At 45.9% G+C, this 20,580-nt stretch carries 20 protein-coding genes; 2 read left to right on the top strand and 18 right to left on the bottom strand.

The window, feature by feature from the left end; all coding sequences use genetic code 11:
• The first annotated feature begins 17 nt into the window (after positions 1-17).
• A complete protein-coding gene (locus tag PWYN_RS29595; RefSeq protein ID WP_169744099.1) occupies positions 18-161 on the top strand; it encodes a hypothetical protein in 144 nt (47 codons plus the stop codon).
• Between the two features lie 140 nt (positions 162-301).
• Entirely contained in the window at positions 302-2,554 is a 2,253-nt protein-coding gene (locus tag PWYN_RS09960) for a TPM domain-containing protein (protein ID WP_036650909.1), read from the top strand.
• 416 nt (positions 2,555-2,970) lie between these two features.
• Here PWYN_RS09960 and PWYN_RS09965 read toward each other — a convergent pair whose 3' ends face one another.
• The 18 genes from PWYN_RS09965 to PWYN_RS10050 form a co-directional block, all read right to left on the bottom strand.
• Complete coding sequence (locus PWYN_RS09965; protein ID WP_084146670.1) at positions 2,971-4,629, bottom strand: ATP-binding protein; 1,659 nt, start codon at positions 4,627-4,629, stop codon at positions 2,971-2,973.
• A 78-nt stretch (positions 4,630-4,707) separates the two neighbouring features.
• Complete coding sequence (locus tag PWYN_RS09970) at positions 4,708-5,496, bottom strand: formate/nitrite transporter family protein (protein WP_036650912.1); 789 nt, start codon at positions 5,494-5,496, stop codon at positions 4,708-4,710.
• A gap of 283 nt (positions 5,497-5,779) precedes the next feature.
• Positions 5,780-6,877: a toxic anion resistance protein gene (locus PWYN_RS09975; protein ID WP_036650915.1), complete on the bottom strand. Its 1,098-nt coding sequence runs from the start codon at positions 6,875-6,877 to the stop codon at positions 5,780-5,782.
• Positions 6,878-6,888: 11 nt separating this feature from the next.
• Positions 6,889-7,608 (bottom strand): hypothetical protein, encoded by a 720-nt coding sequence (locus PWYN_RS09980; protein WP_420805763.1) that lies wholly within the window; start codon positions 7,606-7,608, stop codon positions 6,889-6,891.
• A 36-nt stretch (positions 7,609-7,644) separates the two neighbouring features.
• Positions 7,645-8,700, bottom strand: coding sequence for an ATP-grasp domain-containing protein (locus tag PWYN_RS09985; RefSeq protein ID WP_036650921.1), 1,056 nt, complete (start codon positions 8,698-8,700; stop codon positions 7,645-7,647).
• On the bottom strand, positions 8,697-9,530 hold the full coding sequence (locus PWYN_RS09990; protein ID WP_036650923.1) for an HAD family hydrolase: 834 nt from the start codon (positions 9,528-9,530) through the stop codon (positions 8,697-8,699). The genes PWYN_RS09985 and PWYN_RS09990 overlap by 4 nt, the downstream gene beginning before the upstream one ends.
• Entirely contained in the window at positions 9,527-10,678 is a 1,152-nt protein-coding gene (locus PWYN_RS09995) for a cysteine protease StiP family protein (protein WP_036650926.1), read from the bottom strand. Before PWYN_RS09995 ends, PWYN_RS09990 begins: the two co-directional genes overlap by 4 nt.
• Positions 10,679-12,109: a phosphoribosyltransferase family protein gene (locus PWYN_RS10000; RefSeq protein ID WP_169744100.1), complete on the bottom strand. Its 1,431-nt coding sequence runs from the start codon at positions 12,107-12,109 to the stop codon at positions 10,679-10,681. It lies immediately after the preceding gene.
• On the bottom strand, positions 12,054-13,262 hold the full coding sequence (locus PWYN_RS10005) for an HpcH/HpaI aldolase/citrate lyase family protein (RefSeq protein ID WP_240479709.1): 1,209 nt from the start codon (positions 13,260-13,262) through the stop codon (positions 12,054-12,056). The genes PWYN_RS10000 and PWYN_RS10005 overlap by 56 nt, the downstream gene beginning before the upstream one ends.
• 187 nt (positions 13,263-13,449) lie before the next feature.
• A complete protein-coding gene (locus PWYN_RS10010; protein ID WP_036650928.1) occupies positions 13,450-14,190 on the bottom strand; it encodes a TerC family protein in 741 nt (246 codons plus the stop codon).
• 27 nt (positions 14,191-14,217) lie between these two features.
• Positions 14,218-15,510 (bottom strand): TerD family protein, encoded by a 1,293-nt coding sequence (locus PWYN_RS10015; RefSeq protein WP_036650932.1) that lies wholly within the window; start codon positions 15,508-15,510, stop codon positions 14,218-14,220.
• A 101-nt stretch (positions 15,511-15,611) separates the two neighbouring features.
• Positions 15,612-16,193 (bottom strand): TerD family protein, encoded by a 582-nt coding sequence (locus PWYN_RS10020; RefSeq protein ID WP_036650936.1) that lies wholly within the window; start codon positions 16,191-16,193, stop codon positions 15,612-15,614.
• A gap of 54 nt (positions 16,194-16,247) precedes the next feature.
• Complete coding sequence (locus PWYN_RS10025; protein ID WP_036650940.1) at positions 16,248-16,823, bottom strand: TerD family protein; 576 nt, start codon at positions 16,821-16,823, stop codon at positions 16,248-16,250.
• Between the two features lie 35 nt (positions 16,824-16,858).
• Complete coding sequence (locus PWYN_RS10030) at positions 16,859-17,455, bottom strand: TerD family protein (protein ID WP_036650943.1); 597 nt, start codon at positions 17,453-17,455, stop codon at positions 16,859-16,861.
• Between the two features lie 121 nt (positions 17,456-17,576).
• Positions 17,577-18,023, bottom strand: coding sequence for a tellurite resistance TerB family protein (locus PWYN_RS10035; RefSeq protein WP_036650948.1), 447 nt, complete (start codon positions 18,021-18,023; stop codon positions 17,577-17,579).
• Between the two features lie 167 nt (positions 18,024-18,190).
• On the bottom strand, positions 18,191-18,913 hold the full coding sequence (locus PWYN_RS10040) for an amino acid ABC transporter ATP-binding protein (RefSeq protein WP_036653652.1): 723 nt from the start codon (positions 18,911-18,913) through the stop codon (positions 18,191-18,193).
• A gap of 15 nt (positions 18,914-18,928) precedes the next feature.
• A complete protein-coding gene (locus tag PWYN_RS10045) occupies positions 18,929-19,576 on the bottom strand; it encodes an amino acid ABC transporter permease (protein ID WP_036650954.1) in 648 nt (215 codons plus the stop codon).
• Between the two features lie 133 nt (positions 19,577-19,709).
• Positions 19,710-20,525, bottom strand: a complete 816-nt coding sequence (locus PWYN_RS10050; RefSeq protein WP_036650959.1) for a basic amino acid ABC transporter substrate-binding protein — start codon at positions 20,523-20,525, stop codon at positions 19,710-19,712.
• Positions 20,526-20,580 lie beyond the last annotated feature (55 nt).

Consider the following 20,580-nt stretch of genomic DNA (forward strand, 5'->3'; position numbering starts at 1 on the left):
AAGGAGACTGAACACCCATGAATGCAACGACTACCCGCACTACATTGAAAGTTGACGATTATTTGGATCTGCTCAATCTTGCTGTTAAAGTTGGAGATCTGAAATGGCAAAGGGAAATCAAATCCAGACTTCAATATATCCTCTGTATGCAACCGAAATAACACTATAGATTCCGCCGCATTCCTATTTTTGGGGGTGCGGCTTTTTTTGTTATCTTCGCGAAAGACCGATAAGGTTTAATAAATAGTATGAACTTAAGTATAATAATTGGAATACAGTCTTCAGATTGGGGTGTGTGGGCTTGAAAAAAGTTATGTTGTTCATTTGGATGCTTAGTTTATTATGGGTAACCGGTGTTTATGCCGCAGAAGTTCCAGTCCAGCAAGGCTTGGTAGTGGATGAGGCCGGGCTGCTGAATTCCGGGGAAACCTCTGCAATCGCCGACACTGCTGCAGGAAGCCGCTATACGTTCCATATCCTTACCATAGAGTCCCTGAACGGTGCCAATTCAGCTAACTACGCTGGGAATGTGTACGACTCATGGAGTCTCTCGTCACGTGATATACTGCTGCTCATCTCCCTCGAGGAACATCAGGTGGAACTTAATTTCCAGAATTCAGGGCTGCGTTCCTCGCTGGATTCCTGGTCACAACAACAGGGCGGCCCTTCCGGAAGTGCAGCAATCACTAAATGGATTGACACTTATTTCATTCCTTATGCAGTGGACGGCGACTTTGCAGGGGGGATCTCCTCTCTAATGGAAGCTACACATTCACTGGGTCAGTCGCAAGGTACTACAGCCGGAACAGGCAACATAGAGAAGGATAGATCTACAGTGTCAATGCCCGCAATCCTTCTAATCTTAATAGGGGCTGCCGTAGTTCTTGGATTATTATATGTTGCAGTCACAGGACTCCGGAGGCGCAGAGCACTGGATGAACAGAAAGAACAGCTAGGCGACCTGCTAGTGCAGGCTAATCGGGCAATTGAATCACTGAAGCCGTTCCAGGGTATTGTTCAGGGTAAAACTGCTGAAAGGATCGAAGCCATCTCAGAGCGCCTTACGAATGAGCTGATCCAAATTTCTGCATTAAGAAATGAAGATAGCGACGTTGCACCAGCATTTTATCGCCTTACCGCCCTCAAAACAGCGGCGGCTAAGCTCAGTGAGGCCAATATTTCCTTTCGGACCGCTATCCTGGAGGAGGAACAGCAAATCGCCGTTATCAGTGAAGCAGATAAAAATGTAAAGCAGCGCATTACCGAACTGAAGAAAGATGCTCCCGAATTAGATCAGCAGCTCCAAAGCGCCGTTCGGGAAACGGGCTACGAGCTTCAAGGGATTGCAGAAGACCTTAAGGAGCTGGCTGAGGAGACCACCAAGGCGGATCAGCTGGAGCTGTTTGATCCGATTGCCGCGCAGGAAATTACTGAGGATGCCCTGGACAAACAGGAGCAAATCGAAAAGGACCTGAAGGATGTCGATACCTACGATGACAAAGCAGATGATTTCCCGGAAACTCTAGCCGCCATTCGCACCAAAATGACTGGAATTATAGAACAGAACTCCCTTCAAAATATGAAGGTAAAGCCTTATGACCTCTTGGAGAAGGCTAGTGTAGAAGCCGCTAACCTGGAGGTTCCTCTTAGCAAGGGAGATATGGACGAAGTACGCAAAATCGGAGCCAGGCTGGACACCCTCCTGCTGGATGCTGTTTCTATGACAGAACGCCAAGCTCTCATAAGGAAGGATAATCGGCGTGATTTGGAAACTGTCCGTTCGAATTGGAGCCGGCTGCACCAGCGGCGTGAAACTCTTCAAGCCCGGATCATGGAGTCCAGAGCACGCTTTATAGAACAGCATTTAGCGGCTGCTAAGAATGATCTGGAGGCTTGGAGCACCCGGATTCGGGAGGGTGCTGAGGAGGTTCCCCAAATTGAAAGCTGGACCAGTGATGAACGCGGCGAATATGACCATGCCCGGAGCGCACTTGATCGGCTGCTTTCCCTTCAGGAAGAGGCTAATCGGCAGTTTAATGAAATCTCGGGCAGTCTGGATTCTCTGAATGAAAGGCTGAATACGATCATTCACCTCTTCTCCGAAGGACAGGAACGTGTTGATTCAGCAGAACAGCTGCTTCAGAGTAGAGGATTCATCTTAAGGAGTCATTTTAATCTCTCCTCGCTTCCCGAATTCACTGAACTACAACACAAACTTTCTGCTGGACCTTATCATTTGGATGATCTGGAAGCCTTGGCCCATTCCTATCAATCACAGATTGAGACCTTTGTAAATGAAGCAACCCGGCTGGTACGCCAGAAGGAAGAAGAAGAACGGCAGGCACAGCTGGCCCCAATGCAGGAAATACAGAGAAGGGAACAAGCCCGCAAGCGAATGTCATCGGGTCCACCCTCCTCCGGCGGTTTCGGCGGCGGACGTTCCTCCGGGGGCTCCTCTTGGGGCGGTGGGAGCGGTGGACGTTCTTCAGGCGGCTCCTCATGGGGCGGAGGAGGAAGATCAGGGGGCAATTCATCCGGGGGTTCCAAGTGGTAGGTGTGTGAAGACTTTTGGGGAACAGAACATCTATATAAGCTGATCAAAAGAAAATAACAAAAAGCGAAAAGGAATGAAAGGGAACTTTGGAACTGTAGGAGCGATAGCGATCGCCCGAAAGCTTTCCGTAGGAAAGTTCGCTTCGAAAGCATAAGCTGTATCCGGATTTCAACCGCTAAAAGAAGGTTAAATCAAGAAATCTGGATACAACAGCGGCCGGAAGTCCAAATCTTCACGGTAGTGACGCCTGAGCCAGCTTTAAGTTAATATCTTAAGTTAATATCTTAAGTTCATCTTATATAGTTTTTAAAAAGCCAGTCCCCCAATTAGGAGACTGGCTTGTTTTTATTTTCGGTCCGTAGCGGCCTACGGTTAAGTGATTCAATACATCTGGAGCCAACAGCTACTATTGCTAATCAAGTGGGGAGATAAATCGTGACAATGGTACCGACCCCTACTTCACTCGTTATCTCTACATGCCCCCTGTGTGCGGACACGATTTTCTTAACAATCATTATTCCGAGTCCATTCCCGTTTGTTCGGGTCGTGTGGAAGGCCATCCCTATGTTTTGCAGAACTTCATGGCTCATCCCTTCTCCATTGTCCGAGAATTTTATCGTTTGAAATCCATCACCGGTATTTAACTCTATACGAATCATTCCGCCAAAAGGTAATGCCTCTAATGAATTCCTCAATAAATTAAGGCAGACCTGCTTAATCTGATTTCGGTCACAATCAATTACAGAATCAACATTGACCTGTGTATGAATTGTAATCCTATTCATCTTTGCCTGAAATTCAAAAATATGGAGGACTTCCTGCAGAATAGTACTGCATCGCTCCTTTTTGAATTGTACGGCCTGAGGTTTACCTAAGATTAAAAATTCACCAACAATTAAATTCACTCTTTCAACTTCAGACATAATAAGGTTGTAGTGCGGAAGCTGTGAATTTTTATTAGATAACTGGAGCATGCCTTTGATCGTTGTAAGGGGGTTACGGATCTCATGGGCAATACTCATGGCCAACTCACCTGCAAAAACCAGCTTCTCCGTATTTCGAAGAACTTCCTCTGTCTTCTTCATCTCCGTAATATTGCGTAAGCTTCCGATGACGCGGCTCAAAGATCCCGTAGCATCATACACAGGAACCACGTCTATTATAAAATGTTGCGCAGAGCCCTCCCGCTCCAGGGTAAGCTCCACTCCGGCACAATCCTCCTGCTGTAGTATCACACGCCGAAAATAATCTCCCACATCATTTAATGAAAATACATGGGTACCTATAATACCTGCATACTGAGCAGTTTCCATTTGGAGCATCTCTGCAGCATTGTCATTGATATTAACGATAGTTCCTAATTCATCCGTAATAATTACACCTAAATAATTGGTCTCCAACAAGATTCGGTTGAGCAATTGAAACTGTGCATTTCCTTTCCGTAGCAAAAGCTCCCGCTCAATGGAATCTGCCATCGTACAGAGCAGCGGCAGCAGATGTGGGTGAGCGGCTTCAATATCCGCCATAAACGAGATTGTACCCAATAACTCCTGCCCATCCTCTTTATAAAAGGGAGCCGTACAGCACACTAGTCCATGCAGAATATGATGAAAATGATCCTGTCCTACCAATTGAAAGGATTTCTGGTAACGAAGACATAAGGAAATAGAGTTTAAGCCCACTTCCTCGGTAAACCGAACCCCCTCTTGCATCCCCACCAACCTAACAGTGTCAATAATTGTAGGGTCTCCTTTAAATGCCAGCAGATAACCCTCTGCGTCTGAAATAGCAACTAATATAGGGCTGCCGGTTACAGAGGATAGAAATTTATTTACGAAAGATTCAATAACCTCAATAATTTCCTTGTATTTAATTAATTGTTCTTCCAGCCCCTCTGCTGAGAAACGTTCTGCAAAAAAGGGAGGCTGTTCAGGGTCTATTCCTGCATGGAAGCAATTCTGTCTGTAGGCCTCAATATCAACCTCATCCGTCAGTACCGATGCTCTCTCCAAATACACAACCCCACTTTTTGGAATATTTAATTTTAAAGCTATATTATGTATTCTACCTTTCATGTCCTAATCCTTCCCAACTGATCTATCAAAAAAACTTCGCCCCTTAAAGGGAACGAAGTCTCTGGCTGGTGTAAGTTACTAATGCTGGTCATCGTCTAAATAGGGCTTATTCACATAATAATACATTACGCCCATCAGCACACCGCCGCCAATTAGATTTCCGAGGGTAACAGGTACAAGATTATGTACCACGCCCGCCCATGAAATCGTACCTGGATGATCAAGCACCAGTGCAATAGCAAAGGTACACATATTGGCAATACTGTGCTCATACCCAGAGATAAAGAAGCAGAATACAAACAATACCATGGCGAACATTTTGGCGCCGTCACCCTTCATGGACATAGGTACAAAGAAAGCCAGACAGACGAGCCAGTTACAGAGTATACCACGGAAGAACAATTGTGACGTTGGAGCCTCCATCTTATGGGCTACCACATCCAGCAAGAATCCATTCACATCGGAACTATAGAACAATCCTGTCAAATAGATGAGCAGTGCAAATGCGATCGCGCCCAAGATATTACCAAAGTAGCTAACGACCCACAATCGTACAACTTCAGCCCATTTCATCTTTCGTCTTAATGCTGCATACGTGAAATAAAAGGTGTCCCCGGTGAATAGGTCACCACCCCCGTAAGAAATCAGGATGATGGCTGCACCGAAGGTAATAGCCGCCATTGGGTAGGTCATCGGCGAATGTTCCATATAGAAGAAGTTCCCTGTCTTAAACGCAACAATGACGCCAAACCCTATAAACATACTAGCCAGCATAGCTCTGGCAATGTAGCGGAATACGCTTTGCCGGTATATTTTCTGCTTTTTTAGAGCTAATCGTTCCACCTGCATCAGCGCTTCGTTTTCCATATACCCTCCGTCTCAGGCCTGTTATTTTCAGCTAATGGGTTAGAAGTACAACCCGGGCTTATTATACCCAATAAACCGCTGGAAATTGCTTGAACCATGGAACGGTAATTAATTGCTAGCTCTCTTCGTTTAATTCTGCGATGGCCTCCGCCTTTTCGCTGCTGGCTACTATGATAAGCACTAGTATTAAACCTCCAAGAATCATAGGCCTATCCCCTTTTTTCCCCACATGTCTTGCCTTATGTGACAATTTATGTGTGAAAGAAGGGTTATATGATGGTTGTTAGTTCAAAAAATTGCTTAATTCGCCGGAAGCAGCACCTTCTGGGAGCGAAGGCTTGTCCGCCTGATTAAGTCCTAGACGGTTGTTAAGCTGGGTATTGATCGTAGTCATCTTAGATGTGTAATCCTGACAGCTCTCAATAATACGGCGATTGGACTGTTCTGAGGTATCCAGAGCAATCATCAAGTCCCCGATGGCCTGATTCACGGATTCCATAGACATCGAAGGCTTGGAGAGCAGCTCCGTTGTTTTTTCGGTAGTTGTGCGAAGCAACCTCGCATTCTCCTTGAACTGATCCTCTATCGTCTTATTCGTTGCCTCTACAGCGGAAATTACATTCTCCTGATCAGCCAAAGACATGGCAATCATTGCAGATACAGTGATTAGATTCGAGGTCTTATCAATCGCATTGTTTACGGAATCAATGAGCTTGTCGTTGTTATCATTAATGATGTCCGTAGCAGCAATCGCTTGGTTATAGAGCATAATCATCTCTGTCATTGACTGAACACGCACCATTACTTTACGCAGACCCCGCTCAAGATAAGCTTTACGAAACTCATTCTCCGGCTTGGCGATCTCCACATCGAACATTTCCTTCAACTTATTGCCAAAGGCAATCTTGGTCTGAAGGTTGTAGATCTCCTCCATGGAGGTACGCTTCAGCTGACGCATGTTAACGATGCTTTCTTCCAGCGTATCTCTGCCATCCCGAAGACCGGTTACAATAGCCTCGATATTCGTACGGACGGACTGATATTTGTAGACGTAGTTCTTGAGCGGACTTTTACGGAGTATTTTTCCAAAAAAGCTTACATTCTTGCTCTGTTGTAAATCCTCGCATTCGTTCCGCAGCTTCATGATCATGTTAGGCACTTCTACACGTTTGCCTGACATCAGATCATTCACAGGTCGATCCAAGAGCTTCAGGGTTTGTCCCGCTTTCTCCTGTGTTTTGACCCCTAGCTTGCCGATTTCATCCATGAGGGAGTCCAGTGTTACAGTATCCGTCTTACTTACCTTCTCAATCAGCTGTGAGGCCTCTTGGACAACCTTCTGCTCGTCTTCTTTCTTCAGTTGAATCAACTGTGTGGACATAAGCTTTCCTCCTATAATTCGGAGCTGCTGTACCGCTGATGAATCAGTTCCGCCTTCGTCTGAAGTTCCATCAGGTCTTTATGCTCGATCGTTGAAGCGATATCGGATATTTTGGAATCGACATCCTTCAGACCGTTCAGCAGCATTCTCCGATTTCTGGTTTTTGCTTCGCCGCCAAGCCGTAGGAACGGATTAATGACAGCATTCAAATCCTTCAAAATCAATCTGCGGACCGTATGATTAATTTCGCCGTTACCCAGCTCCTGAAGCAGCGGAATGACCCGTTGAAGCCTAGCGAACAGTGCCAGTGACTTCTCCACAATTTCATTGTCCAGTGTATCCTTCTGCCCTTCGGAGATAATCATATCCTCCAGAATGCTCAAATACTCTACCACGGGTGCGAACTCCGGGCCAATCTTGACCTCCTCGCTCCCCCTGCCGCTGATGGCGTGGCTAGGGGATAGCGTAGGAACAGATACAGGGCTGCTTGCCGGAGTACCGGCAGAAGCACTCTTATTGACGGATGGAGACGCAACCTGTACAGACTCCGTCCCTGCAGGAAGTACCTCTTCAGGAAGATTCGTTCGTTTCCGTTGTCCTGATACTAAACCGACAGCTCCTCCTGCAGCTGGCAACAGCAAGGATAGCATTTCCGGAAGAAAGGGACTGGTCATTACCGCAGCCACGTAACCAATTCCGGCGTACATCAATATCTTCGATTTCGAATGAATGTTAATCACCTCTTGCGTTAACGTATTCCTAAGCTGTTAGTTCACGGTATCCGGAACGGCAGATTCGCCGTTTGATTTCATAATTAGCGGTTTCTCAACATGGCTGGCTAGGACGTCCACTGTGAAATCCACAGGCTGCACCTCGCCGCCAAGCGCACTTTTTACCGCTAGATAAGGAAAGTTGATTCCAGACAGACATGAAATATGCAGGCCGCCCGACATCCGGGGATTAACCTCCAATAGCTTGGGTATAGAGCCATTGTACTTCATTTGGACATTGAAATTGTATGGGATTTTGTACGTCTCAGCAACTTTCGCAGCAATTTCCTTCAGCTCAACGTTATGCTCCATAAGCCGCAAACGCCCTCCCGCCTTACGGCGCGGAACCGCGGCCAGCAAATTACCTGCCTCGTCTGCCAGACAATCAATACTGTATTCAAATCCCTCAAGCAGCTCCATGACCATCAGTTCGGGGAAAGACGGTTCACTGGAAAGTATTCGGTATGCATCCTCGAACGAAATCATAGAGGTAACATGGCCGAACAGATCCTGCAGAGGGCTTCGGTTATTATCAATAATCCGGAAACCCAGTCCACCCTCCGAATCGGTGGGTTTGAAACAAACCTGGTGTCCTCTAGCTACAAGATCCTCATAGGCTGCTTTGAACTGTTCTGCCGTACTGACTACATGGTAATCAGGTATAGTCATAATCCCCTTTTCCTTAACGCTCTCGTAAAATTTCCCTTTATCCATAATGGTCTCCAGCAAATCGACATTCCTGCAGACGATAAGCTTCGTACCAATAGCGTCGAACAAATGGGCATGCAAAGCAATATCAAGCATATGCAGACGCGGAATAAAGATATCTATCTCATTTCGTCGGCAAAAATCAACGCAGAACTGCACGTACTCTATCCCCTCAAGCTTAGGTTCAGTTTCCGCAAAGTCAGCTCCCTGAAGTGACATGTGCAAAATATCAGGATGGGTTGCGAATATGGTGAACGGGATTTCATCTTCATTATTACGAATTAGATTCATATAATGGAAAGCCACAGAGAACCAACGATTGAAATATATATTAACCTTTTTCATGGCAGTCCCACTCCCAATACCCCTAAATTGTTGTAAATAGTCCTTACATACTGCAAAATCTCATCACTGGCGAACACACCCGAGCAGGTGGTGAAAGAGTACACCCCTACCCTAAAACCCTCTTGATGTTCAGCAAATATTTCTCCATGGCAGGGGGCAATCGCATAATCAGCGGCATCCAGCAGGCATTTATCCAGCAGAGAATCTCCGGAAGCCACCATGGGTTCATTCTGAACCGTTCGCCGGACGTGCTCGATAGCAGCACTCTTATTCACCGCTTCCGGTACCGCATACAACTTTCGGCCTTGAAGGGAAGCCTTCCAGCCAAGATCATTCAGCTTATCTGCCAATTGGGATACCACATTCAGAGGAAGCAAGTCGCGTTGAACCACAAAGGTGAAAAATAATCCGTCGCAATAACGCTCAGTAAGAATCCACTCATCACGCAGTGCCGACCTTACGATCGTTCTGATCTCCTCTGCCGGTGCAGAATGGAGCTCTAACCGCTTCCCAACGGATGTTCTCCACTCCATGTCGACCTTGCCGTCAATCAGGATGTTACCGCCATTACTCGTGACAGCATAATCAGGAATTACTGTCTCTTGAAAAAGGTTGATCCGCTTGTACTGCTCCACGGTCCGAGTGGTTACCGGCATAAACACTATGTTTCCGGCAAGGCTTATAAGCTGCGAGAGTGCTCTCTCTGAAATGTATGATACCGTTATTCCATTAATGATCTCCGCCGGAACAAGTCCCGGTGAATCTTCGGGAACACCGATAGCATTCCGGGAGTAGATCAGTGTACGATCCAAATCACTGGCGTAGATCATTCACTCTCTCCCTTCAGCGGCTTAATGATACCGCAGCAGGAATAAGTTAATCCCGGATATACCTCAACGGGTACCCCTCGGTCTTTGGCCAGCAGCATAATATGCTGCAGGTTGGGGTTGTCCATGGAGTTAACAAGGATTTTCCACGGTACCCTCCGTAGAAGGACTCTGGTTGTCTCCCCTACCCCCGGCTTGATCAAGTTAATGTCTGCAATATGGAATGATTCCTGAATGCTGCGAATATCTTTCAAGCCTTGCCAAGTGATCTCTGGGGGAGACTCGATCATATCTACGGCAATATTCGACGCTTCTTGGGCGACAGAATCAAAATGGGGACATATCGCCTCAATAAAAGTATTGGACACATCCGTTTCCAACCATTCTTTATAGAATTTCGCTCCATGGAAGTCATTGGGGCCTATTAAGTCATCCCGCTGCACCGTACGGCTCATGAGTCCGGAGACGGTAGAATTTAAGCAGGCGCTCGGAATCAGATAATCCTCTCTAGTTCCGTAGGTCGCAGAACAGTACCCCGGATCAGCTAGCACCGCCAAGTCGTCACTCAGCTTAATTCCATATTTATTATAAAAACTCTCACAAGCCGCAATCAGGACTTGGCGAATGGCGCCCTTTCCTGTCCAGCCGTCAATAAACTGTAGATCCGCATCCAGTCCATGCTTCTGAAGCATGTAAATTACAGCATTCTCATCAATACCTTTGCCGCGGATAATCGATATACTATAATGCGGCAATTCCACCCCATATCGGTAAGCAATATAACGTTTAATTAGTACACCGATAGGTGTTCCTGCTCTCGCAAGAGAAACAAGTACAGTATTCAAACCTCTTTGCTCTACGATCAATTCGGAGACAACCGCGACAGCAAGAGCTACCTTACGAGAGGATTCGCGAAGTGTTTCGTGGAACAACCCGATGTAAGCATCCGTAGGCTGGTATTCAACAGGAAGCATTTCTGAGTAGTGTACACCGGATTGAATGGCCTCTTCCCGTTCCTCTGTTGCCCGTTCTAGGGATACATCACTCAGGTCTTTTAACAGAAAGGTTACATCTGAAGGAGGATAGCTGCCGAGTTGCACCGGGGGAGCAATTCTTCGGTTCATGACTTGTTCCATTCCTATAATGTTCATTCACACGCCTCCCGTTCCTGTTTCTTCTGAGGTTAGAACCACAAGATGCACTTTGTGACGGGCAAGCTTGTTCAATATATTCATCATCGGCTGAATACGCGTCTGGGGAACCTCACGCTCCAGCAGTACAAAGATTTCATCATATTGCCCCGGTTCAACATTATAGATAAAGTTTGTAATTTCCGGGTCACCGGCAGATGGATAACCAGCGGCGCTATGGACTCCATAATCCAGTCTGCGATTAGGATGAATTGGACTACGTGTCGTTGATTGATAGGAGATTCCATCCCCCATCTCAGCCGCAATTCGCATAGGAAGATACATGAACTCACCCACGCCGAGCACCAATGTCTGAGTACCCTCCCGCATGGTCCGCAATTGATCAGCTATCTTACGTACCCCGGTATCAACTTCGGCATTCTGCCCGGATTCCAGCCCGAATCGGCCGCTGTATTTCATATAGGGAGACTTATTCACCTCATGCAGAGAATCTGTAGAAGTCACAGGAATTCGTATCATTCCATCCGGGACATAAGTTGTTACCACCGGTACCTCTGCAGCGGTTGGCATTTCGTTATTGTTATTAACGGTATTCAATAGCGGGATACCCTTAACCTCAATACTACCCTGAAGGAGGCACAAGGACTTGATTGAAATCCCCAGCTCTTGCTCCAGTTCCCGATAGACCTCCACATTCTTACCACTCCTCCAGTCGAGAATGGAGGCAATTACATATTCGTGGCGCGGGAACTTGGACTGAATATCACGAATCGTATTAATGGCTGTATTTCCTGTCGTAATCTCATCATCAACCAATATAATCGGCTCGGTGCCGGACAGCATGCTGGCGTCTAGTGCGTAGCATAAATGGTCAACAGCGTGAGAATGCTCTTCTTCAAAGTTAATAACGGATTCCAGATCCGGAATATCCTCACGGGTGGTATGAATATAAGAAGCATTTCCTGCGAACAAGTTGTACATACTATGTCCAAGCGCCGTTGCTGTCTCTGCAAAGCCTATAAAAACAACAGGCTCAGGCAAGATCAGATTGGCCTTCATCAACTCATGATAAGCTTCCTCAGCATGCCCCGGGTGAATGAGTCCATTCATAGCTTGCCGGAGCAGCCTTTCTACGATGTCACTGTGAGTGTTACCACTGCAAAGATCCATCTCCCGGTACAATAACAGACCCAGAGCTGCTCCACTTAGCAGCGGTGTGTATGGATTAACGGGAATGTGCTTGCCGAGGACTTTGCTGACGAATAAAAAAGAACGTTTCTTATTAATGCGGGCCGCCATCGAAAATAATGCAGATATCGGCATATGAAAAGGATTGGAGGTTTCAGTTACTGAAACCTGCAGGTTCTCGACGATATTAAACGTATGAGTATTCGTTCTCGGGCAATAGTCCGACAAAATGCTGTTGTTCATGTAACACCCCGTATACTTGAGATCGTAGTAAGATACGTCTAGCCCAATTCAAATGCGGCTTAATCTCATTCATTTTATTAAAATACTGACTCTTAAACACACCACGGCTACCATCATTACTCTCTACGATGCTCATCGCATCCACATATTCCTCATGCATTACCGTATACATAGCCTGAACCGGCTTCAGATGGGAGGGATGAATAATAGTCTTGCCTATAATCCCATTCTCCTTATCCAAGACAACCTCACGAATGAGTCCATCCATAGCACTGGAGATATAATTGTTGCGCAGGTCTCGTCCACTCTTGCCGTACGTGTCCTCGAAAGGGGTCTGACGCAGCTGCGGACGAAGCACCCGGTGTCCTTTATTCGCAAAGTATTCCCACACAGGCCCGGAAATTACATATCCACCGTCCATCCGCCCGAACACATTAATAATATCAGCCATGCAGTCGCGGATCGGAGTGAGATCATAAATACTAACATCAGGACTGCGGCGAAGGCCGAACAGACTTGAGAAATCCGTTGCCCCTATTCTTACATTAAGCACATAATCCCGATATCCCTCCAGCAAATCGCGGACTGCCAAGAGACTTTCCAGCCGGCTCTCCCGATATATGATGGATGCACTTTCCAGGATCGGCATTCCGTACAGGACGGAGGCTGAATAGCTTCGAGTGTTGTTGTAATCTGCTAGAACCTCAAAATACTCCACACCGTTCTCTACCGAAAATTTTGGAAAAACAAAGCCCGTTAATATCGTCGTCAGTGAACCCAGCCTGTAGATGAGATTCTGAAGTTGTTCGGGATTACGTACGCGGATAAAGATAAGGGGAAGGCTGCTCTTAGGATCTTTTTCATTCTCAGCATAAGCCGCCAAATAAGCCAGATGTCGGGTGAGACTTTGTTCGGCGAAATCAACCTCTCCGTCTCCTATAGCATCTTCCAGATCAATAATGACAGTCACCAGGCCGCTTTCCTTCAGCTTTAAAATATCCTCAGCAACAGTAGGGCGTGTAGCCGGCATGTAAAGAGCAGCGCCTACAGCGTAGGACAGCAGATCCTTGTTCATCGTATGATCAAATGATACGGGCGGAGAGTAAAATAAGGACATTTCTTGCTCGTTGGTTAGGTAATCAAAATATTTCAAAGCCCTACCCCCTTAATGTTATGCCAAGTTAGCTCCCGCATTCATTCTCTGTAAAGAGGAGTAGAACCAACGATACCGTCCTCAAGGGGACGGTATCCGGTTCTGCAATGACAGCGAAAGCTAAATTGTTTCCTATACGATTTCATAAAGAATTGCTGAACGTTCTCTATGAACGGCTGCCCATAGATTAGAATTTTTTATTGGCTTCTTTTTTCTTCTTACTTGAGCTGTAGAGAATGGTTCCCACAAAAACAGCAATCAGAATGGTGAAGAATAGGACATGTGACATTTCGTATCCGAAAGCACCCGCAAGCATTTTGCCGGCAATAATAGCAATTAACAAAAATGCTGTCTGCTCCAGTTCAGGAAATCTGTCAATCAGCTTCAGGAATACTTGTGCCACTCCCCGCATCATCAGGACACCGAGAATCCCGCCCAAGAATAATACCCAAACTTGACTGCTTAGTCCAAATGCGGCTACTACACTGTCAATACTGAAAGCTATATCCATTAATTCAACAAGAAGGACGGTCTTCCAAAATGAGGTCCCTTTGTTCTGTGTTTCTTCTTCGCCGCCGCCCTTAAAAATACCTTTATATGCGATATAGAAGAGATACGCCGCTCCAAGGACTTTGACCAATGTAAATTTAATAAGAAAGGTTCCTAGGCCGATGGCCAAAAATCTAAATACATAAGCTCCTAAAATCCCGTAAAAAAGCGCCTTCTTTTGCTGCTCTTTAGGTAAATGCTTAACCATGACCGCAAGTACGAGCGCATTATCCGCAGAAAGGAGACCTTCCAGTAATATCAAACTGCCGATAATGCCCCAACTCACTGGATCTGACAGCGTTGTTACAACATCACTCCATGAGAAGAAATGCCCGTAATTCTCGCTAATACTTCTAAAAAAATCGGCTAACCAGTCCATTCCGATTTGCGCCTCCGTTACAATATTTTATTTCTTACCTGCTACCCAGCGCAGTCCCCATTGATAGGCTTCGTCCATTTCCTTATGGCCGCTGTAATACTGCACCAATCGCTCTATACTGAAGGTCTCGTTATTCACATTGCGGAATAGTGCAATGGCGCACATGCCCTTACGATTATTATGCTCGTCCAAATTCACAATAATATCAGGGCCTCCGCTCTGCTTAATCGTGACCACTCCATCAGCCTCTGACCAGTTCGTTACCCCTTGATAAATAAAGGCAAAGATCAGAATTCTCTCAATCTGGGCAACTTTTACGCCGTTAATCCGTAAATTCTCACCGGTTGTCACCGTACCTGTACGATCATCGCCGTCCAGAGAGGTATAAGGAGGTTGATCCAACGAACCAAAAGCATTACCCAGCGCTTGAACAACGCCCTTTCTTCCGTCCTTTAATTCATATAAACAGGCGAGATCCAAATCCACTCCGCGGCTGCGGTTAAATAACCCGCCGCCTTGTTTCTGGTTCCAGTTCAGGTTGATCAGAACTTCTCCCAGACCTCCGGCAGATTTCTTGAGGTTGATGGAGTCTCCCTTTTTCTTCAACTCAATCTTCTTAAGGTTAAGATTAAGCGCCGGGGGAGCAACTCTACTTTCTTCTATTGGCACTGGAGGTGGAGGTGTAGCTGCAGGCCTTGGTGACGGAATCTGTATCCGGGGCTCCGTCTTCGGAATCGGTTTAGATTCCTGCTGAGGCCTAACCTCCGGTTCATCCCTCACTTCTATACCGAAATTCTCGCAAAGTGATTGCAGCCCCCCAGAGAAGCCTGCTGCAACTGCGTTGAACTTCCATTCACTATTGTATCTATATAATTCTCCCACCACGATGGCTGTTTCCACAGAGAAATGGTTTCCAAGATCACATCGGAGGATTTCTGAACCCGCTGGCCCATTCGTAATACGCAAATAGGCCTGATTCACTTGTCCGAAGTTTTGTTTGCGCTTATCGCCCTCATAAATCGTAAGCGTAAAGGCAATTTTGTTGATTTCGGAGGGTATCTTATCCAGCTCCACCTCAAACTTCTTGAGATTGCCGGAGGCAGGCATTTCCTTATATCTGATATAAGGCGTGGAAGGATTATTATAAAAAATAAGATCCTCATCCTTAGCTACCGTCCCTTGCGGTCCAAGTAAAAAGGCGGAGGTGTCTATCTCCAATGAAGAAGCTGACTGCCAGCCCAATTCCACGGTAAGCTCCCTTAGCCCAGGATTCCCTTTGGTCAGATCGGCCTTCTGTCCCTTTACTACGGTCACACTCATGCTCGCACCACCTTCGCCAATGGGTTAAAAACAGCCCCACAAAGTGGAGCTTTAGTATCGAAAAAAGAGCAGGATCGGCATGACCCCGCTCCCATGACTATTTATTGTGCATCCAGTCCGTAATTCTTGCATAAGGCGCTTAAGCCGCCGGTAAAGCCGCTCCCGACCGCTTGGAACTTCCAGTCCGCACCTTGACGGTAAAACTCACAGAATACAACAGCCGTTTCGGTTGAAAAGTCTTCACCGAGATCAAATCGCAGAATTTCACGATCGGAAGAGGCGTCCACCACCCGTACAAAAGCATTGGAAACTTGTCCAAAGTTTTGCGTACGGCTTGCATAATCATAAATCGTCACCGTAATACCGATACGTTGAATACTTGTCGGTACTTTACTGAAATCAACGACAATCTGCTCATCGTCTCCGTCTCCCTCACCCGTCCGGTTATCACCGGTATGAGTTACAGAGGCAGAACCACCGCTTGGATTGTTATAGAAGACAAAATCATCAGCGCCTTTGGCCTTACCATCCTCATGCAGCAGAAACGCTGAAGCATCGAGGTCGAAATCCTGGCCACCGCTGTACTTATTCGTATCCCAACCCAATCCCACCACAACCCGGGTCAGACCCGGGTTTGTTTTGGTAAGATCAATTCGCTGTCCTTTAGAAAGACTGATCGTCACGAACCAAACCTTCTTTCAGCATTAGATTCACTGCATTGTATAGTTAGCAGTAGCTTAAGACAAACCATAATCGCGGGTCAGACCCGACAATCCGTCTTTGTAGCCGCTTCCGATGGCATTGAACTTCCACTCTGCACCATGACGGTAAAGCTCGCCAACCACTACTCCGGTTTCGACAGAGAAATCTTCTCCAAGGTCAAAACGGATCAATTCTTCGCTAGAAGTATCATTTACGATCCGCACATAAGAGCGGGAGACTTGTCCGAAATTCTGGCTTCTTGATTCGGCTTCATAAATAGTAATTGTAAAAGCTACTTTATCTACGTCTGCTGGAATAGCCAGAAGGTCAATTTGAATTTGCTCATCGTCGCCGTCGCCGTCGCCTGTACGGTTGTCCCCTGTGTGAACAACAGAAGCATTCTCATTTTGTTTGTTATTGAAGAAAATAAAGTTGGTCTCTTTATCCACTTTACCATTAGCATTTGTCAAGAAAACTGATACGTCCAAGTCGAAGTCCTTGCCGCCGTCGTATTTGTTCGTATCCCAGCCCAAACCAACGGTAATCTTGGAAAGCCCCGGATTTGTTTTGGTTAAATCAATCTTCTGACCTTTAGATAAGTTAATTGCCATGAGTAGAAACCTCTCCTCTTCAAAATGGTATGGGTTTAAATGTAACGTTCTGCCAATTCATTGATATGTGTCGCGTGGCTGCCTTCACCGATTGCAGAGAACTTCCATTCTCCGTTATTACGGTAAAGTTCCCCGCAGATAAGCGCTGTAAAACCTGTGTAATTTTCTGACAGATTGAATCTAATTAATTCATTGTTTCCAGCAGCATTCATGATCCGGATATATGCGGACTTGATCATGCCGAAGTCCTGTTTGCGATTCACAGCATCATAGATGTTAACCACTACCAGAACCTTGTGCACATCAGAAGGAATGGCAGCGAGATTAACATTGATCTGCTCATCATCTCCGTCGCCTTCTCCTGTCAGGTTGTCACCAGAGTGTACAACAGAATTACAGGCGCTCTGCTTGTTATGAAAGCATACCAAGTTAGTCTTCTTAATTAACTTGCCTTCCTCACTCAACAACAATGCCGAGGCATCACAGTCAACATTTGCCTGTTTCTTGACCCCGAAGAATCCCCGGGCAGGCTCTGCCGGATCCCAGCCCAAACCAACGATTACTTTAGCTAAACCTGCATTGCCTTTTGTCAGATCGATCTTCTGACCTTTCACCAAATTAATTCCAGCCAACTTCACTTACCTCCATTCCGAAACCTATCATAATCTAAAAATCCTATTGGGTGTTCTACCAGTGATACGGAAGAAACCCAATAATGTTTCAGATGTTTTTGGAAATTCTCAGACCTTTATCCTAGAGACTAAATTCACTTGGGTTGAGGCCCAGCACGTTGCAGATGTTCCGAACGACTGCTTTCTCATGCTCATCAAAATCACCATCAGCTGCACCGATTGCACAACATACAGCAATAACTAGACGGCCGATTTCCGGCTTACCGTTAAATTTGGCAATGGCTTTAAGCGCTTCCTGCTTGCCAATTTCCGGAGAGAAATCGAAATTGCTTACATAGGCGTTAAATTGGTTAATGACATCTCTCATGTCAAATACCTTCAACTCATTGCTCAAATTCATATATCCTGCCATCTTATTCTTTTCGGCTTCCTCAATCTTGCCGTCAGCAGCAGCTACAAGCGCGCAACCTGCTACTATTGCATTCATGAAGTCCTTATTTTTAAACTTTTTCACTTGATCATTCAGACCGCTTTTTGTCGTATTCAACCAATTTTTAAATGTGCTCATCATATTCTCCTTCTATCACTTTGATTGATGATAATAAAAGATATCTCAGAGCCTCCCTTCTTACTTACGACCTATTCGACAAATCCCGATTGACATGTCTTAAATAAGGTTACCCTTCTAATATACCCCATAAAAAAACAATATTCTACTTTGTGGAAATTAGGCGGTTATAATACCTTGGATAAGAAAAGCTGTGTACGCTCCTGCTTCGGATTTCCGAACACCTGCTCAGGTGATCCCTCCTCTACGATAACACCCTGCTCCATAAAAATAACACGATCTCCGACCTCACGCGCGAACCCCATCTCATGCGTAACAACCACCATAGTCATCCCTTCACGAGCTAGCTCTTTCATTACGGCGAGCACCTCACCAACCATCTCAGGATCAAGCGCTGATGTCGGTTCATCGAACAGCATAATCTTAGGCTCCATAGCCAGCGCCCGGGCAATGGCCACCCGCTGGGCCTGCCCCCCGGAGAGCGAAGCCGGATACACCTCAGCTTTTTCACTAAGGCCTACTTTATCCAGCAGCTCCAACGCCTTCCGGCGAGCTTTGTCCGGGGTCCACTTACGCACCTGAATCGGTGCCAGCATGATGTTCTCTATAACCTTTTTGTGGGGAAATAAATTGAATTGCTGGAATACCATCCCGAGTTCTGTACGAATATCATTAATCTTAGTACTTTTATCCATTAGGGAGATTCCTTCAATAAGAATTTCTCCACTCTGCGGCTGCTCCAGCAAATTCAAACAGCGAAGAAAGGTGGATTTCCCCGAACCTGAGGGTCCAATAACAACAACCACTTCCTGATTGTAAATATCCACATTAATATCCGTCAACACCGTATGGCTCCCGAACGCTTTATACAAATTTTTTACGGAAATAATAGGCTCCAACATAAATTACAGCCTCCGTTCGACAACATTCAGCAGCTTGCTGAGGGAATAGGTAAGAATGAAATAAATGAGTGCTGCCGTCAAATACGGCTCCCAGATCCGCAGATATTGACCTTTCATGGTGGTGGTCCAGTACATTAATTCTTGTGTAGCCACAATTGACATTAAGGAGGAGTCCTTAACCAATACAATAAATTCATTCCCGAATGCGGGGATCATACGCTTGATTGCCTGCGGCAATATAATAAATCTCATGGCCTGCTTTTTACTCATACCGAGTGATAGCGCAGCCTCCTGCTGACCCTGATCAATAGACTGAATGCCTGCCCGAAAAATTTCGGCGGAGTATGCAGCGGAGTTAAGCGAAAGAGCAACAAAGGCGGAAAGAAGGGCATTGGTACTCCCGTAAATAGCCGGGATCAGTCCGAAATGGACAATTAAGATCTGGACGATCAGCGGTGTCCCGCGGAAGAAATTGATATAACAATGAAAGGGCCAGCGCCAGTACCAGCGCGGCGCCATTTTGCCGAAGCCAATACCTAATCCCAGAATCGAACCTACAATTATAGAAACTAAAGATACCCCGATAGTGAGCATCGTCCCTCTGAACAGGACCGGCAAATAATGAATAATGATGTCGAATCTGAAATCCATAATACTCTTCCCTTCTCTAATGCTTTTATAAAATTTTATAAAAAGAAGCATGCGCAATAGCTTACATTACGCATGCTTTTCATTCCCTCTGGTTATTCCCGTCGGTTACTAACTCGGTGACTTCGGTTACTGCTTACTTCGCATTCAACAAGTTATCCAAATTTGGTTCTTCGCCGAACCATGTTTTGTAGATTTCTGCGTATTTCCCGTTCTCCAGCACTTTTTTAATGGCCGGGTCAAGCTTAGCCTTCAACTCACTGCCTTTAGGCAACAGAATACCGTAGTACTCCGAACTGAAATTCGTTGTATCTAAGATACCGGTTAATTTCTGGTCAGGATTATTCTTGATGTACTCACGAATGATTGCAATATCGGCAACTACTGCATCTACTCCGCCGCCGTTCAGTTCCATTAGAGCTACTGCATTGCTGTCAAAGCGTTTTAAGTCGCCGTTATCCACACCCATAATTCCGCTCATTAAATCATCCGCAGTCGTTGCTGTCTGAACGGCAACCTTCTTATCCTTCAGGTCCAGCGCACTCTTGATCGAGCTGCCATCCTTAACCATAATCATATTCGTGGATTCGAAGTAAGGGATGGAATAGTCATACGTTTCTTTCCGTTCATCTGTAATCGATACCGAGGACAATCCAGCTTGGTACTCCGTTCCTTGCTTCACGCTCGAGAGCATTGTATCCCAGCCTGTATTCTTTACTTCATACTTCATGCCGGCCTCTTCCATAACCGCCTTGATGAAGTCGATATCAAAGCCTTTGATCGTATCTGTATCCATATACTCCATAGGTGCATAGCTGGCATCACTGGCGAACATTATTTTCTCACCCGCGGCGGTATTGCCATTGCTTGCATTATTAGACCCACAACCCACCAAAGCGATTAATAGAAATGCCACTAAACCTGACATCACCAAATTTTTCCGACTCTTCATATCTCCATCCCCCTAAGTATTTATAGATAACTTAAGAAAGATTTTATCAGATTAA

It is taken from the genome of Paenibacillus wynnii, from assembly GCF_000757885.1.
Lineage (GTDB): Bacteria > Bacillota > Bacilli > Paenibacillales > Paenibacillaceae > Paenibacillus_AQ > Paenibacillus_AQ wynnii.

Excerpts from the sequence above, each read along its gene's own strand:
- PWYN_RS29595 (WP_169744099.1), top strand. The coding sequence starts at position 18 with ATGAATGCAACGACTACCCGCACTACATTGAAAGTTGACGATTATTTG.
- PWYN_RS09965 (WP_084146670.1), bottom strand. The coding sequence starts at position 4,629 with ATGAAAGGTAGAATACATAATATAGCTTTAAAATTAAATATTCCAAAA.
- PWYN_RS09970 (WP_036650912.1), bottom strand. The coding sequence starts at position 5,496 with ATGGAAAACGAAGCGCTGATGCAGGTGGAACGATTAGCTCTAAAAAAG.
- PWYN_RS09975 (WP_036650915.1), bottom strand. The coding sequence starts at position 6,877 with ATGTCCACACAGTTGATTCAACTGAAGAAAGAAGACGAGCAGAAGGTT.
- PWYN_RS09985 (WP_036650921.1), bottom strand. The coding sequence starts at position 8,700 with ATGAAAAAGGTTAATATATATTTCAATCGTTGGTTCTCTGTGGCTTTC.
- PWYN_RS09990 (WP_036650923.1), bottom strand. The coding sequence starts at position 9,530 with ATGATCTACGCCAGTGATTTGGATCGTACACTGATCTACTCCCGGAAT.
- PWYN_RS09995 (WP_036650926.1), bottom strand. The coding sequence starts at position 10,678 with ATGAACATTATAGGAATGGAACAAGTCATGAACCGAAGAATTGCTCCC.
- PWYN_RS10000 (WP_169744100.1), bottom strand. The coding sequence starts at position 12,109 with ATGAACAACAGCATTTTGTCGGACTATTGCCCGAGAACGAATACTCAT.
- PWYN_RS10010 (WP_036650928.1), bottom strand. The coding sequence starts at position 14,190 with ATGGACTGGTTAGCCGATTTTTTTAGAAGTATTAGCGAGAATTACGGG.
- PWYN_RS10015 (WP_036650932.1), bottom strand. The coding sequence starts at position 15,510 with ATGAGTGTGACCGTAGTAAAGGGACAGAAGGCCGATCTGACCAAAGGG.
- PWYN_RS10025 (WP_036650940.1), bottom strand. The coding sequence starts at position 16,823 with ATGGCAATTAACTTATCTAAAGGTCAGAAGATTGATTTAACCAAAACA.
- PWYN_RS10035 (WP_036650948.1), bottom strand. The coding sequence starts at position 18,023 with ATGAGCACATTTAAAAATTGGTTGAATACGACAAAAAGCGGTCTGAAT.
- PWYN_RS10045 (WP_036650954.1), bottom strand. The coding sequence starts at position 19,576 with ATGGATTTCAGATTCGACATCATTATTCATTATTTGCCGGTCCTGTTC.
- PWYN_RS10050 (WP_036650959.1), bottom strand. The coding sequence starts at position 20,525 with ATGAAGAGTCGGAAAAATTTGGTGATGTCAGGTTTAGTGGCATTTCTA.